The 15,024-nt window shown below is 59.0% G+C and carries 17 protein-coding genes; 9 read left to right on the forward strand and 8 right to left on the reverse strand.

Going from position 1 to position 15,024, the window contains the following annotated elements; all coding sequences use genetic code 11:
• Window positions 1–11 precede the first annotated feature (11 nt).
• Window positions 12–290 carry a hypothetical protein gene (locus VJU77_13395; GenBank protein ID HKP04341.1) on the forward strand — a complete coding sequence of 93 codons (279 nt, stop codon included), beginning with the start codon at window positions 12–14 and terminating at the stop codon, window positions 288–290.
• An 11-nt stretch (window positions 291–301) separates the two neighbouring features.
• On the opposite strand, the gene metG is transcribed toward VJU77_13395, so the two are convergent.
• The 5 genes from metG to VJU77_13420 all read right to left on the reverse strand — a co-directional run bounded on the left by metG (window position 302) and on the right by VJU77_13420 (window position 7,205).
• Entirely contained in the window at window positions 302–1,993 is a 1,692-nt protein-coding gene (metG, locus tag VJU77_13400) for a methionine--tRNA ligase (protein ID HKP04342.1), read from the reverse strand.
• Between the two features lie 77 nt (window positions 1,994–2,070).
• A complete protein-coding gene (locus VJU77_13405) occupies window positions 2,071–3,867 on the reverse strand; it encodes a M2 family metallopeptidase (GenBank protein HKP04343.1) in 1,797 nt (598 codons plus the stop codon).
• Between the two features lie 171 nt (window positions 3,868–4,038).
• Window positions 4,039–4,710 carry a class I SAM-dependent methyltransferase gene (locus VJU77_13410; protein ID HKP04344.1) on the reverse strand — a complete coding sequence of 224 codons (672 nt, stop codon included), beginning with the start codon at window positions 4,708–4,710 and terminating at the stop codon, window positions 4,039–4,041.
• 8 nt (window positions 4,711–4,718) lie between these two features.
• Window positions 4,719–6,545 (reverse strand): amino acid permease, encoded by a 1,827-nt coding sequence (locus VJU77_13415; GenBank protein HKP04345.1) that lies wholly within the window; start codon window positions 6,543–6,545, stop codon window positions 4,719–4,721.
• A 465-nt stretch (window positions 6,546–7,010) separates the two neighbouring features.
• The gene (locus VJU77_13420; GenBank protein ID HKP04346.1) at window positions 7,011–7,205 is read right to left on the reverse strand and encodes a hypothetical protein; all 195 of its coding nucleotides are present in this window, start codon (window positions 7,203–7,205) and stop codon (window positions 7,011–7,013) included.
• A 172-nt stretch (window positions 7,206–7,377) separates the two neighbouring features.
• On the opposite strand from VJU77_13420, the gene VJU77_13425 reads away from it, so the two are divergent.
• A complete protein-coding gene (locus VJU77_13425) occupies window positions 7,378–7,575 on the forward strand; it encodes a hypothetical protein (protein ID HKP04347.1) in 198 nt (65 codons plus the stop codon).
• Between the two features lie 64 nt (window positions 7,576–7,639).
• Here the strand turns inward: VJU77_13425 and VJU77_13430 are convergent, their stop codons facing one another.
• Window positions 7,640–7,861, reverse strand: a complete 222-nt coding sequence (locus VJU77_13430) for a hypothetical protein (protein ID HKP04348.1) — start codon at window positions 7,859–7,861, stop codon at window positions 7,640–7,642.
• Window positions 7,862–8,496: 635 nt separating this feature from the next.
• Here VJU77_13430 and VJU77_13435 point away from each other — a divergent pair.
• The 5 genes from VJU77_13435 to VJU77_13455 all read left to right on the forward strand — a co-directional run bounded on the left by VJU77_13435 (window position 8,497) and on the right by VJU77_13455 (window position 10,461).
• Window positions 8,497–8,718, forward strand: a complete 222-nt coding sequence (locus tag VJU77_13435) for a hypothetical protein (GenBank protein HKP04349.1) — start codon at window positions 8,497–8,499, stop codon at window positions 8,716–8,718.
• Between the two features lie 3 nt (window positions 8,719–8,721).
• Window positions 8,722–9,069, forward strand: coding sequence for a hypothetical protein (locus VJU77_13440; GenBank protein ID HKP04350.1), 348 nt, complete (start codon window positions 8,722–8,724; stop codon window positions 9,067–9,069).
• A gap of 243 nt (window positions 9,070–9,312) precedes the next feature.
• The gene (locus tag VJU77_13445; GenBank protein ID HKP04351.1) at window positions 9,313–9,861 is read left to right on the forward strand and encodes a hypothetical protein; all 549 of its coding nucleotides are present in this window, start codon (window positions 9,313–9,315) and stop codon (window positions 9,859–9,861) included.
• Window positions 9,858–10,172: a hypothetical protein gene (locus tag VJU77_13450; protein ID HKP04352.1), complete on the forward strand. Its 315-nt coding sequence runs from the start codon at window positions 9,858–9,860 to the stop codon at window positions 10,170–10,172. The genes VJU77_13445 and VJU77_13450 overlap by 4 nt, the downstream gene beginning before the upstream one ends.
• Window positions 10,173–10,293: 121 nt before the next feature.
• On the forward strand, window positions 10,294–10,461 hold the full coding sequence (locus VJU77_13455) for a type II toxin-antitoxin system HicB family antitoxin (protein ID HKP04353.1): 168 nt from the start codon (window positions 10,294–10,296) through the stop codon (window positions 10,459–10,461).
• Window positions 10,462–10,469: 8 nt separating this feature from the next.
• On the opposite strand, the gene VJU77_13460 is transcribed toward VJU77_13455, so the two are convergent.
• Both VJU77_13460 and VJU77_13465 read right to left on the reverse strand, forming a co-directional pair.
• The gene (locus tag VJU77_13460) at window positions 10,470–10,838 is read right to left on the reverse strand and encodes a hypothetical protein (protein HKP04354.1); all 369 of its coding nucleotides are present in this window, start codon (window positions 10,836–10,838) and stop codon (window positions 10,470–10,472) included.
• A gap of 181 nt (window positions 10,839–11,019) precedes the next feature.
• Window positions 11,020–12,954 (reverse strand): potassium transporter Kup, encoded by a 1,935-nt coding sequence (locus tag VJU77_13465; GenBank protein HKP04355.1) that lies wholly within the window; start codon window positions 12,952–12,954, stop codon window positions 11,020–11,022.
• A gap of 104 nt (window positions 12,955–13,058) precedes the next feature.
• Between VJU77_13465 and VJU77_13470 the strand changes: the two genes are divergently transcribed.
• Both VJU77_13470 and VJU77_13475 read left to right on the forward strand, forming a co-directional pair.
• Window positions 13,059–14,168, forward strand: a complete 1,110-nt coding sequence (locus tag VJU77_13470; GenBank protein HKP04356.1) for a DUF4118 domain-containing protein — start codon at window positions 13,059–13,061, stop codon at window positions 14,166–14,168.
• Window positions 14,168–14,854, forward strand: coding sequence for a response regulator (locus VJU77_13475; protein HKP04357.1), 687 nt, complete (start codon window positions 14,168–14,170; stop codon window positions 14,852–14,854). Before VJU77_13470 ends, VJU77_13475 begins: the two co-directional genes overlap by 1 nt.
• The last annotated feature ends 170 nt before the right edge of the window (window positions 14,855–15,024 follow it).

Raw genomic sequence — 15,024 nt, forward strand, 5'->3', positions numbered from 1 at the left:
TAAAGTCAGATGTGATCATCAGGCTTCCTGTCTTTGTCATGGGTCTCACCGCGGCTCTCTTGCTTGCTCCCGCTGTGTTTGCCGGAAAGCCGATCGAGCAACAGTCCAACGAACGCGCGGTATTCGTGACTGGCTCGCTGATTCCGCAGCGGGTCAGGTTGAAGGCGGTCGGCACAAACACGGTTTCACCAATCCGAATTATCGATCGTCGGGAAATAGACTCGACTGGACGTCAGACAATCCGGGGAGTGTTGGTCGTAGATCCTTCCATTCGCGTAACCGGCCCCTGAGGCGGGATGACCTAGCTGTCGGCTCCGCCAAAGCGCTCGATCCAGGCGGTTAATTGTTCGGGCTCAATCTTGGCGAAGAGGACGTCGGGGACCGTGATGGCCGCCTCCGGTTCGAGTGAATCTGCTATTTTGTCAGGCCACGGCAGCGAACTCTTCTTTTTCCCGAGGGCGCCGGAGATTATGGCCGACGCGTGCGGAATGAAAGGCTCAGCCAGCGCGGCGAACACCATCGCCAGGTTTAAGGCGTAGCGAATCGACACTCCCGCCGCGGCCGGGTCCGACTTGATCTTCATCCACGGTTCGGCCTTCTGGAGATATTCGTTCCCGATTACCCACATCGATCTCAGCTCGATCGCCGATTTGCGGAACTCCATCGCTTCCATTTGCGCGGTGAGGGTGCTGAGACGTTGCTCGAGAGCCGCAGTCGTTTCCGCTTCGAGCGCGCCGTATTCGCCGCTCGCCGGGACGACTCCACCGAGACGCGCATGGCAGAACTTCGCGATCCGGTTGACGAAGTTGCCGAGCACATCGGCCAACTCGTGGTTTACCGTCGCCTGGAAATGTTCCCAGGTGAAATTGGAGTCGTCGGACTCGGGAGCATTCGCGAGGAGATACCAGCGCCAGTAATCAGCCGGCAACAATTCGAGGGCGTGGTCCATGAAAATCCCGCGATGGCCCGAGGTGGAGAACTTGCCGCCGTAGTAGTTCATCCAGTTCAAACCTTTGATGTAGTCGACGACTTTCCACGGTTCGCCGGAGCCGAACAACGTGACCGGAAAGCCCACGGTGTGAAACGGCACGTTGTCCTTTCCCATGAACTCGACGTAGCGAACGTCGCTGGCGCCCTGGTCTTCGCGCCACCAGCGTTTCCAATCGCGGTCGTTCCATTCCATCGTGGCGCCGACGTATTCGATGGGAGCATCGAACCAGACGTAGAAAACCTTTCCTTCGAAGCCGGGACGAACCTGGCCCTGGTAAGCCACCGGGATTCCCCATTCCAGGTCGCGGGTGATGCTGCGATCCTTCAATCCTTCATCGAGCCATTTGCGCGCAATCGACGTAACGAGCACGGGCCAGTCTTTCCTGGAATCGATCCACTCGCGCAATCGTCCGACCATCTGCGATTGCTTCAGGAAAAGGTGTTTCGAATCGCGCAGCTCTATGTTGGTCGAACCGGAGACGGCGGAGCGCGGGTTGATCAGGTCGGCCGGATCGAGCACGCGGGTGCAGTTTTCGCATTGGTCGCCCCGGGCGCGTTCGTATCCGCAATGCCGGCAGGTGCCGATCACGTAGCGGTCCGGCAAAAATCGCTTGTCGTCGATCGAATAGACCTGTCGCGTGGTGCGCTCTTCGAGCAGGCCGTTTTGGTCGAGCACATGATAAAAATGCTGGGTGATTTCGTGGTTCTGCGGTGAGTGAGAACGGCCGAAATGATCGAAAGAAAGGCCGAAGCGATCGCCCAGGTCTTTCTGGACGGCGTGCATCTTCGCGCAGTACTCGTCGATGGGAAGACCGGCCTCGTGGGCGGCGAGCTCAGCCGGGGTGCCGTGTTCGTCCGTGGCGCAGATGAACAGGACCTCGTGGCCGCGGGCCCGCTGGAAGCGCGCATAAGCATCTGCCGGCAACATTGAGCCAACCAGATTGCCCAGGTGCTTTACCCCGTTGATGTAGGGCAACGCGGACGTGATGAGGTAGCGGTTCATTCGGTTAGTCGGAATTCGCGATCAAGGAGCGGCGGCGACCGCCAAAGAAGGGCGGTTTGGAAAGCGCCCATCCTTGTTTACTCCCACCCGATCTGGCGGCCTTTGTTTTGTTCCTCGAGCCAGGTTTGCAAAGGCTTAAAGTATTCCGCCATCGCGCGGGTCGAAATATCTTCGCCGGTCGCTTCCTTCAACACTTTTCGCCAGTCTTCGGTGCTGCCTTTCTTGAGAATGTTATCCAGCCATTTCCCGACTTCCTTGTTGTCGGCGTAATTACACGATTGCGGCGACTGCTTCAGGATCTTGCGCGCGATGTAGTCGTGCAGTTGAAATTTGAACACGGTGGCAAAGGCGTAGTTGTAATAGTAGGCCGGGGTGTCGTTGATATGCGTCTTGGTCGCCGCGTCGCAGAATTCCTCGCCGCGCGGGGCGGGGGGCTCGACTCCCTGGAAATCGGAAACGTATTTCCACCAGCGCGCGTTCCATTGGTCCGCTGGAAGATTCTCTGCATACACATCGGCTTCCCAATGCGGCATCGTCCCGCACGAGAAAAAGATGAACGGAATGGCGCGGGAAAGCGCGTCGTCGAGCAGGAACGCCGTCGTATCCGCCTTGAAATCTTTCGGCAAAATTCCGCGGGACTGAAGATACGGCACCTGGCTGGAGGCGAGCGAGATCAGATCGCCGATGCCTTCGTGGAAGCCAGGCGCGGCGCCGGTGCGCAGGAGCGGCGGCACCTCTGGCCGCGTGTAGGCCTTGAAATAATAGCCGTGTCCCAGCTCGTGGTGGGCGGTATAAAACCAGCGCGAATTCGGCTCGATGCTTTGGAGCGAACGGATGTCGTTCTCCAGGTCGATATGCCAGCAGGAGGCGTGGGTGTTTTTCTTCCGCTTGGAGTCGGCCGGCAGCGGATAGAGGTCAGATCTTTCCCAGAAAGTTTGCGGCAACGGGCCGAACCCAAGCCCGGTGTAAAACTGCTCCGCCGTCTTGATGACCCACTCCGGTTGCCGGCCCTCAAAGAATTTATCGATATTCGCCGCTTCGACGAGTCCTTCCCATTCCTGCGACCAACGATTGTTGATCCAGTGCGCCGGGATCTTTTTCGGGACGGGCTGGTGATATTTCTCAGCGAGTTTGTATTTCGTCCAGGTGTGGAGCTGGAGATAGAGCGGGCGAAGTGTCGTCATCCAGCTCTCCAGCATTTTGAGCATCTCGTCGGTGGTCATCCCGTAGTTTGAAACTTGGAGCGTGAAGTAATCGGGATACTTCATTTCCTTGGCCACGCCGTTCCGGAGGTCGCGGAGCGTGACCAGGTTCGGCTTTAACGCGGGGCCGGATTGCTTCGACGCTTCCCAGACGGCTTTGCGCTCGGCCAGATCGGTGCTCTTCTCGAGCGAATTGTCGATGTCGTTCGCGGTGACCGTTTTCCCGTTCAGCTTGAACTCAAAGCTGTTGAGAATGGACGCTTGCTTCGTCTCCGCCGCGACTCGTTTGGCGACCAGTTCGGGATTGGTCATCGGTCCCTCAGCCGCGTTCAGCAACAACTGCTTCAACTGCCGGACCGTGATCTCATTCAACGCCTTCTCGTGCGTCAGCAGCTCCCGCGCTTCCGTGATCAAGGCGGGGTTTCCGTTGAACGCCGCGTAAGCTTTCCCTGCCGCTTCAGCAGCGGCATCGTGCTCCGGCGTCACGTCGGTGACAGCGAGCCACTGCGCTTCGTTGAAGACGCGATACAAACCCTGGTAACCGGCGTTGGCCAGGGAGAGAAACCGGTCAGCCCGGTCTTGAACCTGGGACGGCGCGCCCAGCGCGGCGACCGCGCCGGTCACACAGAGGAGCGCAATCGTCCTGGAGATCGAAAGCAATCGGTAATGCATGGGCGCAACCTAGCGGCGCGGCGCGAGCTTGTGAAGCGCCGCTTTTCGCTTCGTGCGTGCCTTTCTGTAGCCTGGCCCTGTGGGCGACGTTGTAGCGTGCGCTGGCACCAGCGCATCCAACGAGAATCCTCTGAGACAGCGGACACTACAGCGCTTCGCACAGCGAAGCGGCTACAGAACAGCTCCGCTGCTCCAGCGGCCCATCCACGTGCCCCAGCCGTAAAACCCGAGCGGCACCAGGCGCCCAGCCCCGACGAGCTCGTCCACCTGCGCGCGGGTCGGACCGGCTTTGTCGGTCGCGCTGATGTAGTCGTCGATCACCACCCAGCAGCCGTCCGCGAGCAGGTCGCCGTAGCAATCGATGTCGCGCCGGACGTTTGCGTCGGCGTCGAAAATGAAAAAGCCAACTTCTCCCGGAGCCAGCTTTGCTTTGACCGTCGCGACGATGTTTGGATCGAACGAGGAGCCATTCAGGAGAGTAACAGCGTCGGATAAGCCGGCTCGGGAGACATGCTTTGTCAGGTCTTTGAAAATGTTTTTCGTGGCGAGTTTGTGATCCTTTAGTGCACCGCCGGGCTCAATGCTGACGAACTTTTTCACTCGGCCGGAATCGCGCGCGCCCATGCCGGCGGCCACGGTCGACGCGCCGAGGAATGATCCGATCTCGAGAATGCTGCCCTCACAGACTTTAGCCATGTGATAAATCAGGACGAGGACATCCTCCGACAGCATCGAGTAGTCGGCCGCCTTCATAATCTGGTGGTGCAACGCCTTCTCGTAGCGATACCCGATGAGCTTTTGCATCAGCTCAAAGGATTCAGCGACCTGGTCGCGCGGATTCATGGCGGGGCTCAGCCGTAGATCACGAGCCGGATCGAATCGGGCAACTGCTGCGCCACGTTCGTGACGACGCTGCCGCCGAGCAGTTTCGCCATCGCGGTGCGTTGCGAAGCGCCGATGATCAGGTAATCGACGCCCAGCGTTGCCGAAAGATCGAGAATCGTGGCGGCAGCGTCTTCGCTGACCGCGTAAACCGGTTGCACCGGTATGTCGCGCTCGGCGCCGAGGCGCATGGTCAACGACATGATCGCGTTCGCCGCGGGATCGTCCTGCCATTTCGCGCGGCCGAGATTCGTCGGTGCGCCGGTGAAATAGACCGAGATTTCCTTCACGTAGAGAACACAGAGAGTCGCCTTGCGCAGTTGGGCTTCCTCGAGGGCGAAGGCGAGCGCCGGCGTGACGCCGCGTGCGGCCACCATGATTTTCTGGCCCTCGGACAAGCGTGGCGCCATCGTCGCGGCGAGATCGGGTGTCACCATCTCCGCGACCTGCTTCGCCACGATCATCGTTCGTAGCCCCGAGACTTTATGCGAATAGGCCCGCAACGCGTACCCGGCGCCGAGGACGCATGCAGCGAAGAAAAGCGCTTCGGGCTTCGTCTTGGCGATGGTCACTTCGACCGCCGCCAGGACCACGAAGGTCGCCCCCATGATGAGGCGTTGATACCAGGGAAGGCCGAGCCGTTTGTTGAACGTGCACGATCCAAGATTGACCGCGATCGCGCCGACGACCCCGATCGCGTATAGACCGGCGAGAGATTCAAAATCCTTCGTGACCGCCAGGACGATGATCGGAATCACAACGGCAATCAGCAACGGGATCTGGGGCACGCCGTGCGAATTGAGCTTAGCGAGCGGCCGCGGCATCTCGCCATCCTGCGCCATCATGTAAATCACGCCGATCAGTGCGACCACCGCCGTGTTCACCGCGCTCAGCAGGAGCAAACCGAACACGATCCCGACGATGACGCTCAAGACGTGGCCGACGACGAGCCCTCCCGCCATCGCGCCGTAGACCTCGCCGAGGTAGCGCAACATGTCTTCCTTGTGCGCCGTCAACTGCGGCAAAAGATTTCGCGGAAACGAGAGCATCGCCCAGCCGAGGAGCGCGGTGCCCACCACCACCTCGATGGCGACCGGCACGATCGCCTTGGTCGCGGTGCGGGTAACCTTCGGGTGCTCCGGGGTCGAATCCGGATCGGCCTTCATCACGCCGGTGATGTTGGCGATGGCTTCGACACCGCTCAGCGCCAGGATTACGCCGACAAACGCGACCCAGGTGTGGGCCAGATTTTCGTGGGGCGGCTCGAGGTAGTCCGTGTTGAGATGGGGCGCCGCCAAAAGGATGATTGTCGCGACCACGATCACCGCCGGGATCGCCAGCCAGATGGAAACGCTGCCGCTGTGTTTTGGGCCGAAGAAATTGATGACCCCGACAGCGAGAATGAGTCCCATCGTCGCTACCGGCGCATATTTGGTCGGCACGCCGAGATAGCTGACGGCGGCCCATCCGCTCAGCGCGGCGGTGACAATGAAATTCGCGATGAGCAGGAGGGCGCCGGTCGAGGCGAGGAACCGGCTCTGTTGCCGGGCCGCCGAATAGACGCCGCCGCCATCAGGAAAGTGGGCGCAAACGATGATGTAATTATAGGCGACCACCGCGGTCAGGATGCAGACCGCCAGGATGATCGGCAGGGAAGCGAACCCCGCCGCGACGAACGCCAGCCCGATCACATAGGCTTTGCTCGTGCCCCAGTCGCCATAGAGAAGGGCGGCGGCACGCTTCCAATCCACATTACGCGGCCGGTGCACAGCCGTCGGATCGACAATAGTAGCCATCAGGATTTCACAGGAAACGCGGCGAAGATTGCACCATCCGGTGCGCCGTGACCAGTTCAATCGAAATCCGATAGGGGCGAGGTCCGACTTCAAACTTCCCTGGGGCAGTTAATTCATCGTCGGCTCCGGCGGGTGTCGCTGATCGTATTCGCGGTCGATGTTGTTTACTCCATCCCGGTCGCGAATGCGAGTGCCTCGCGGATTTGCCGCAGCACATCGGATGGCACCTCACCCAGTTTGCGCTCCAGGCGAGTTCCGGCCAATGAAGCGACACCCTGGACATTCGCCACGCTCGTCTCACGCAGAAAAACTAGCTTCGGTAGTTCTACCTCGTACCTGCTCCCTCGGTTCTGCGTCGTCAGCGGCACATAAATGATCAGCGCGCGTGGGGCCTGTGGGTCATGTCGCGATACGACTACTACCGGGCGAGTCTTTGCAGCAAGGCCGAGATCAGCCAGCCACACTTCACCGGGACGCGGGCTCATCTAGCTGGTTTAGCACTTCCTGTTCGACGACGCGAGAGCGCACCAGATCGAGAGCATCGTTGTCAGCCGCATCAATCACCTGCGATACAAGCGCTCGCACTTCTTGCGAGATTTCAGGCTTCCACTTGCTCAGCTTGGTGTCTAGCTTTTCGACGATAGCGTCCACAGCCAGCATTTTACCTCCACCGCTTTCGTGACGCAACCCGCAACCACCCCAAGCCGTCGCTCTATTCAACGAAGGTGATTTCGAAGCGGCGGCGCGGCCCGCGCACAATCAACTTGCCCTCGCTTTCCCCGAGAGCTTCGCCGGCATGTTGCAATCATACGGCTTCAGTGAAGAATGAGGGATGCTCGAGGAGAACAACGTGGAGGTTGAGCTGGTGAAGCTCGCCGACGGGGCGCGCTTGCTCCGTTTCACGGATGCGATCTCTGGCCTTTCGGTCGAGCGGAAGCTCGATGCTGGTCGTTCGGTTGAGAAGCAGAAACGACAGCTCCGGGACGTTTTCGAAGCCGCCGTCAAACGCGCGCAACTCGCGTTCACCTGAACGCAGAGTCCGCTTCGTTACCTGCCTGCTCGGCCCCGGCAAGTCTCGATACGACTTCCAAAACTCAGTCGTTCCCGACGATTTCATCCCTCGACCGGGTTTTGCCGCTCGCGTATTCTTCTTTCGCGCGCGCAATCACGCTATCAAAGCGGCCAGCTTCGACATCGTCTCCAAATTGTTTGTCCCAAAGGGCGTCGAGATGTTCACGAAGCTCCGCGGCCAGCTGCCATGCGTCTTTCGGCAGCAATTTGCGGATCGCTTCACGAATTTCACTCACGGTGCTCATTGGTTTGATTCTACAGTAGGAACGAGACGGATCAAAGCCGAGAGACCCCAACACGCCGGCTCCCGCCGGTTATTGGCCAGTTCAATCGAAATCGAGAGAAGTCCCGGTGTCAAACTTCTCCTCGCGGTCGCTGGTTGAAGCACCATCGGATGGCCCTCAAGGCGTGAGAGCGACTTTTCCGCTTTGCTGGTTGCACCGCCAGTGGCAGCGCTGATAAATTGCCCCCAACCCTCCTGCCATGTCCTCTGCCTTTCTCCTCTAACCGAGATAGATGGAAAATTTATTGTCTAAGTCTCCTTATGCCGCTCGACCATTTGGCTATGAATACCAATACACATATTAGCGAATTCGTTCCTGGGCGAGGATACCGCGTTTTCGTGTCCGACGCGGACCTCGTCTCATTTCGCATTTATGTCGCGAAAGCCAGCGCCGAAGAGCGTGAGCGATACTCTCTCACGTCTGCTGAGGAGCCAGCGACCGGTGGAGCATATTACTTTCTTGGGTTATACCGAACTCCGAGCGAGATGGACCGCTTTCTGATCGAGTGGCATCTTCGTATAGACTGACACCGTTCCAGCCCGCGCTCATTCTCGGTGGCCGTTGCATCTCTCTCTTTAGTCGTTCGCTAGTTCGTTATGGAATCCGACCCAATCATGCTCTCGCTTTTTGATGTTGTCGGCTTCGAGAACCGTTTGAACCGGATCGGCTTGAATGACCTCTTTCACGCGTACGACGCCCTGATCAAAGTCGTTGATGCGATGGATGGGGGACTGGTTTTCGGTCCTGCCTCCAGCGGCGGAGGCAAGATTGAAGTGATTTATGGCACGGACCATCCACAAAATGAACCGAAACTCTAAGCAATGCCGCGTAAGAGAAAGACCGCTGATGAGCGCCGCGCGGAACGCGATGAGGCCGTATGGCGTGCGTGGAACGAGTTCCGGCCGAAGCTTGAAGCGATTCAATCATACGCGGAGGCGCTGAACTTGGTGGCACACGCGCCCCCTGTTGATACTCCTGGTCGTCCGTTCTACTCGAATCTCGGCTTTTTCCTTCAGGCATTTACCCCGCCCCTTGGAGCCACGGCTCGCGAGAAAAGCATTTATATCACGCTCATTAAGCGGATGGATGCCACGGGCGAGTTGAAGGCGGGTGAGGCGCCTCGAATCATAGCGGCGTTAGAAAAAGCGATTTCGGAACAATGGTGGTAGTGATTCCAACGCGCGCAGGAACCAGGCAATGCGGCGAAGTCGAAAGCGTTCGGAGTCGCTGGTCTTGTGTCTCGTGAGGCGGCTTCCGTGGCGATATTGAAATCGAATCGTTCAGAGTTCGAGACTGTGAACAATCTATTATTGCTCGACAGTAATCTACATCATATCGCCTTTGAGCTATCGCGTCCCCGTCCCAGCTTCTTTCGGGCTGCCCGTGAATCACATCTTGCGTTACTCCGTTCGATGGTCGAGGCCCTTCGCGACACAGCTAACCTCGCAATCGTCGGCCGCCGAAAAAAGGATCGCCGGACACAATACCAGATCGGCAATCAACCGTGGCTGGAGATCCAGCGGATCGAGGTTGCCGGATGCCGGAAGGCGTGGCGCTTCTCACCCCCACATCCGTGCTCCCCTCCCCACATCGCGCCATCAAAACCGCAACAATCCGTGGCGAACGGAAAGCACCTGGTTGGCTTCTACGAATTGCTTGCGATGATTCAGACCGATTGTTTCATGGTTCACGCTCATGGTGCGCGTCCGCCCCAAATCAGCGATGAAGAGCTTCGCGAGATCGAATGGCTTCACGAGAATGTCCGCAACGAGTTCGAGCATTACATCCCGAAGTCATATTATGTCGGCATTGCCGCTCTCGTGTCCGCTGCTCATCTTGCGCTTCGCATTACCCACTGGCTACTTTACGATTCTGGCACCGTGCTTTCCATTTACATTCCACGTGGCGGACGCACCCGGCTTGCGCGAATCATCAGCCGCCTTCAACGCCTCGCCTCGTGAACTGGCAACTTCTTGGACCACTCCTCATCACGACCGCCCTTGCCGTTGGCGGTTGGATTGTCGGTCACGTTCTCGCCGCTCGGCGCGACCGAGCGAACAAGAGGCGAGAACAACTCATTGGTTATCTTATCGAGGCTTATCGACGTTTGGAGTCATCAGCACACCGCCGAGATCAGTTGGACGCCTCTAAATTCGAGTCAGCTGTTGCAACTCAATCTGCCGGGCAGTTCCAAACCGCTGAATGTCTGGTTCAGACGTTGATTGCCGAGTTCGTCGCCGGAGGCGGCGCTATTATGGACGACTTTGATTAAGCATTTTCGGCGTGATCTCAGAGCGGAGTTGCGATTGCAGTCTGTGCCCGATCAAGTTTTACATTTGCGCGTCCGGGATGAGAAGCGTCCGAGGCTGAAATGAATCGCGATTTGATCATCATTGAAGAGACCTCAACTGGCTATTCCGCCTACTCGCCGGATGTGCCCCGCCTGCATGGCGACGGGACGCACCCAGCCCGAGGTGGAAAATGAGATGCACGACGCTATCGAATTCCATCTCGAAGGATTACAAGCGGAGGGAATGCCGATTCCCGAGCCGTTGCGCTAAAACAACGCTCACTTCCGGTTTTTGTCCGCCAGGGCCATCAAACCGATCATCGCTATCACGAGAACTCCGAACGCGACCGAAGCTCGAGCATTAACCGCGTATATCAACTCAAGAACGCCTTGCACCACAAGAATGCCGCCAATCCAGCCTGCCGCGAAGATGAATATCGACAGCTTGCGGTTCTTCGTTGGCAGGCCGTCTCTAAAAATTATCGTAGTACCGACGAGAAGGGGCAAAGCTAAAGCAAATTTCCACATAGCGCCGCGGTCTACGTCTTGTGGATCAGACTTAACCGCTAACTGTGTAATTGCGACAAAAGATGCGCCCGCGAGAGCAGCGAACAGAGCGCTGAAAACTCTTTCGTATTTCGGACTCATGAAGCGATCTTATCACGGTGAAACCGAAGAGCGAATTCGACTGCCGGCTACCGGTCACTTCGAAGCGTTCCGCGACAATGGACAGGGTGGCTCGCAGATAGCTTGGTCATAATCTCGCCGAGATTTGAACGCCGTTGCTTCAAAACGTGCTTTTGACGGCGACGCAGCGCCCCCCCACAGCTCAAACTTCCACCCGCGCTCCGAGCTCAACGACCCCGTTCGGGGGGAGGCAGAAGTAGGAGGTGACGTCGCCGGCGTTTCGGGTCATCCAGGCAAAGATGGAGCCGCGCCAGGAGGAGAGACCGAGTTTGCGGGTGGCGAGGATCGTTTCCCGGCCGATGAAGTACGTCGTCCGCATCGGATTGAACTGGACGCGCTTTTCGTTCGCGGTTTTCAAGGCGGCGGGGACGTCCGGTTTTTCCATGAAACCAAAGTGAATCTGGACTCGCCAGAAACCTTCCTCCAGTTGTTCGATCGCGACCCGGTCTTTCGAGTTGGTCAGATATGGGACTTCCTCGGTTCGGACGGTCAACACGACCACCTGTTGGTGCAGGACTTTGTTGTGCTTGAGATTGTGGAGAAGGGCGAGGGGAGTTCCGTCGCGATTTCCCGACATGTAAACTCCGGTCCCGGGCACGCGCGGGATATTTTGGCTTTTCAGATCGGAAAGAAAACCATCGAGCGGGAGGCACATCTCGCCGAGCCGGTTCCGCAGGACGCGGCGCCCTTTTCGCCAGGTCAACATCAGAAACAGAATGCAGGCCGAGACCAGGAGCGGAAACCAGCCGCCGTGCGCGACCTTGAGCATGTTGGCGCTGAAGAAGGCGAGGTCGATGATGATGAAAAACGCGGCCACGGGCAGCGCCGCGAACGCCGGCCAATGCCAGCGACGCCGGGCCACGACATAAAAGAGGATCGTGGTAATCAGCATTGTCGTCGTGATGGCCACGCCGTAAGCGGCGGCGAGGTTGCTCGAAGATCCGAAGCCGAGCACGAGGCCGATGGAGGAAAGCATCAGCGCCCAATTAACGATGGGCACGTAGATCTGGCCGATAATTCTTGCCGACGTGTATTTCACTTTCAGGCGTGGCATGTAACCGAGCTGAATCGCCTGCATGGTCAGCGAAAACGCGCCGCTAATGATGGCCTGCGACGCAATCACGGCCGCGGCCGTGGCCAGGATGACCATTGGGAAAAGTGTCCAGGAAGGGGTCATGTGGAAAAACGGATTCACGGCGGCATCGGGGTGCCGGAGCAGGAGCGCGCCTTGCCCGAAATAATTCAGGGTCAACGCCGGGAGTACCACCGCAAACCAGGTCAGACGAATCGGTCGCGTCCCGAAATGCCCGATGTCGGCATAGAGCGCCTCACCGCCGGTGATGGCGAGGAAGACGGCACCGAGAACCACGAATCCGCGGGAACCGTTGTTCACGAAAAATTGGATTCCCTGGAGGGGATTAATCGCCGAGAGCACTTCCGGAACGCGCTGGATTTGGTGAATTCCAAGCAGCGCGATCGCGGCAAACCAGAGTAGCGTCACCGGGCCAAAGACTTTGCCCACGCCGGTGGTTCCGCGGGATTGGAAGAGGAACAAACCGATCAGGATCACGATCGCGATCGGGACGACGAACCGATTGAGCAGCGGCGTCGCCACATCCAATCCTTCGACGGCGCTCATGACCGAGATGGCGGGCGTGATCATGCCGTCGGCGTAGAGCAGGGCCGCGCCGAATAATCCCAGGAGGAAGAAAATCTTCCCGCGCCGGACGACGTCAGTGACGAGGGTAGCGAGGGCGAGGATCCCGCCTTCACCGCGATTATCGGCGCGGAGAATCAGGATCAGGTATTTGACGGAAATGATGAGGAGGAGCGACCAGAGAATGAGGGAGAGCACCCCAATGACATTGGCGGGGCTGGGAGGAATGGCGTGTGGCCCGTAAAAGCATTCGCGGAGCGCGTAAAGGGGGCTCGTCCCGATGTCGCCATAAACGATCCCCAGGCTGGCGAGACAGAGAAACAGCAGCCGCTTTTTATGGTCCTTTGATTCTGTCGCGGCGGGCAACTGAGGCGTCACTTTGGGAGGATCGGCGGTCAGGGTTGGCGGAGCAGAGTTCACCGGTCAACCAAACCTTAGACAGAGCACCGGCCCGGAAATAATTAAAACGGTACTAAAATCGGGAAGGCCTGTTTTGCGCGGGGCCGGATTGGCTACATTACGGCGTGCTGGAACAATCCAGTTCGTCTACGACCGAGGAGAACGCCTCCTCGTTTGCCCCGCTGAAGGAATACGTCATCGCCGTTACCGGGGTGGCGGGGCTCACGGTCGCCTGTTGGCTGCTGACTCCGCTGACGGGGTATGCCGCCATCTCGCTCATTTATCTGCTGGGGGTGCTGCTGGCGGGCATGGTCTTCAGTCGCGGCCCGGTCTTGCTCGTCGCCACCCTCAGCGCGCTCTCCTGGAATTTCCTGTTTATCCCGCCGCGCTTCACCCTCCACATCGACAAACTGGAGGACGCTTTGACGTTCCTGACCTACTTCATTATTGCGCTGACGGTGGGCGGCTTAACGGCGCAATTAAGGGCTCGGGAACATCTCGCCGCCCAGGTGCAACTGGCGAAGAATTCCGAGCGGCTCCGCAAGACATTGCTCGATTGTGTCTCGCACGAATTGAAAACGCCGCTGGCAGCGATCGGGGCGGCCAGCCAGGAGTTGCTGCGATTATCGCCGAACGGCGCGAACGGCGAAATGCTCAGGGAGCTCGCGAGCGAAATCCATGACGGTTCGCATCGCTTGAATCGCGTCGTCAATAACCTGCTCGACATGAATCGGCTCGAAAGCGGCGTGGTTCAGCCAAACCTGGAATGGTGCGATGTGCGCGAGCTGCTGCAATCCGCGATCGAGATCGAACGGGAATCGCTGAACGGCCGCGATGTCCGGCTGGACGTTCCCGAGAACATACCCCTGGCGCTCATCGATCATCTCCTGATGGAGCAGGCGGTCGCCAAGCTGATTGCGAATGCCGGGAGTCATACGCCTGCGCGGCTGCCGATCGAGATCGATGCGGAGTGCCGGGATGGGAAGCTTTTCATCTCGGTAAGCGATCGGGGCGCGGGAATTCCGCCTGAACTTTGCGAGCGAGTCTTCGAGAAGTTTTATCGCGGCGACGGCCGGCGGGCCGGTGGGCTCGGCCTGGGGCTCGCGATCGCGCGTGGCTTCGTCGAAGCGCACGGGGGAAAGTTAACGGCCGAGAACCGGGACGGGGGCGGTGCGCGGTTCACCATCGACCTGCCGGTGCGGGTGACCGACGCGAGCGCGTTGGAGGCAACCTGATGAAATCGGCCCACACCGCGCTCATTATCGACGACGAAAAGCAGATTCGCCGGCTGCTTCGGCTCGCCTTGGAAGGGGCGGACCACCAGGTGTTCGAAGCGCAGTCCGGCGAAGAGGGCCTGGCCGAGATCGTTCACCGCCGGCCCGACGTGGTCTTGCTTGATCTTGGGTTGCCCGACATGGAAGGCGTGAAAGTGCTCCGGCGCCTGCGCGAATGGTCGGACGTGCCGGTCCTGATCCTGTCGGTCCGCGACGACGCGGAGGAAAAAGTCGCGGCCCTCGATGCCGGCGCCGACGATTACGTGACCAAGCCGTTCGACACGGCGGAGCTTTTGGCGCGTGTCCGCGTCGCGCAACGCCGCTCGCTCATCGAAACGGGCGAACCCGTGTTCACCTCCGGTTCTCTCTGCGTCGACTTTTCAGCGCGGCAGGTCAAGCTGAGCGGCTCGGAAATAAAGCTGACGCCGACTGAGTACTCCCTCCTTCGCGTCCTGGTTCAGAATGCCGGGAAAGTTGTGACGCATCGACAGTTGTTGCGGACGGTTTGGGGCGAGAAAGCCGAAAGCCAGGCGCAATATCTCCGCGTTTACGTGACCCATCTCAGGAAAAAACTCCAGACCAGCACCAGCGCGCCGAGTCTCATCAAGACTGAAGTGGGCATCGGCTACCGATTATCGGCGGGGTAGGGACGTCGCGTGGCTGCGGCTTTGGCGACGATCACCCCCAGCGGCCTGGGGGCCGGCCGCCTCCATTGCGCACGGGAGACGCGTTCCGCTTTCCGTTGGAGACGGCACGCCATCGTGCCGTGGAGGGAACGCGTCGCCGGCTCTTTAACGAAGTTTTAGCGCTTTCCGCT

Source organism: Chthoniobacterales bacterium, assembly GCA_035274845.1.
GTDB lineage: Bacteria > Verrucomicrobiota > Verrucomicrobiia > Chthoniobacterales > UBA10450 > AV80.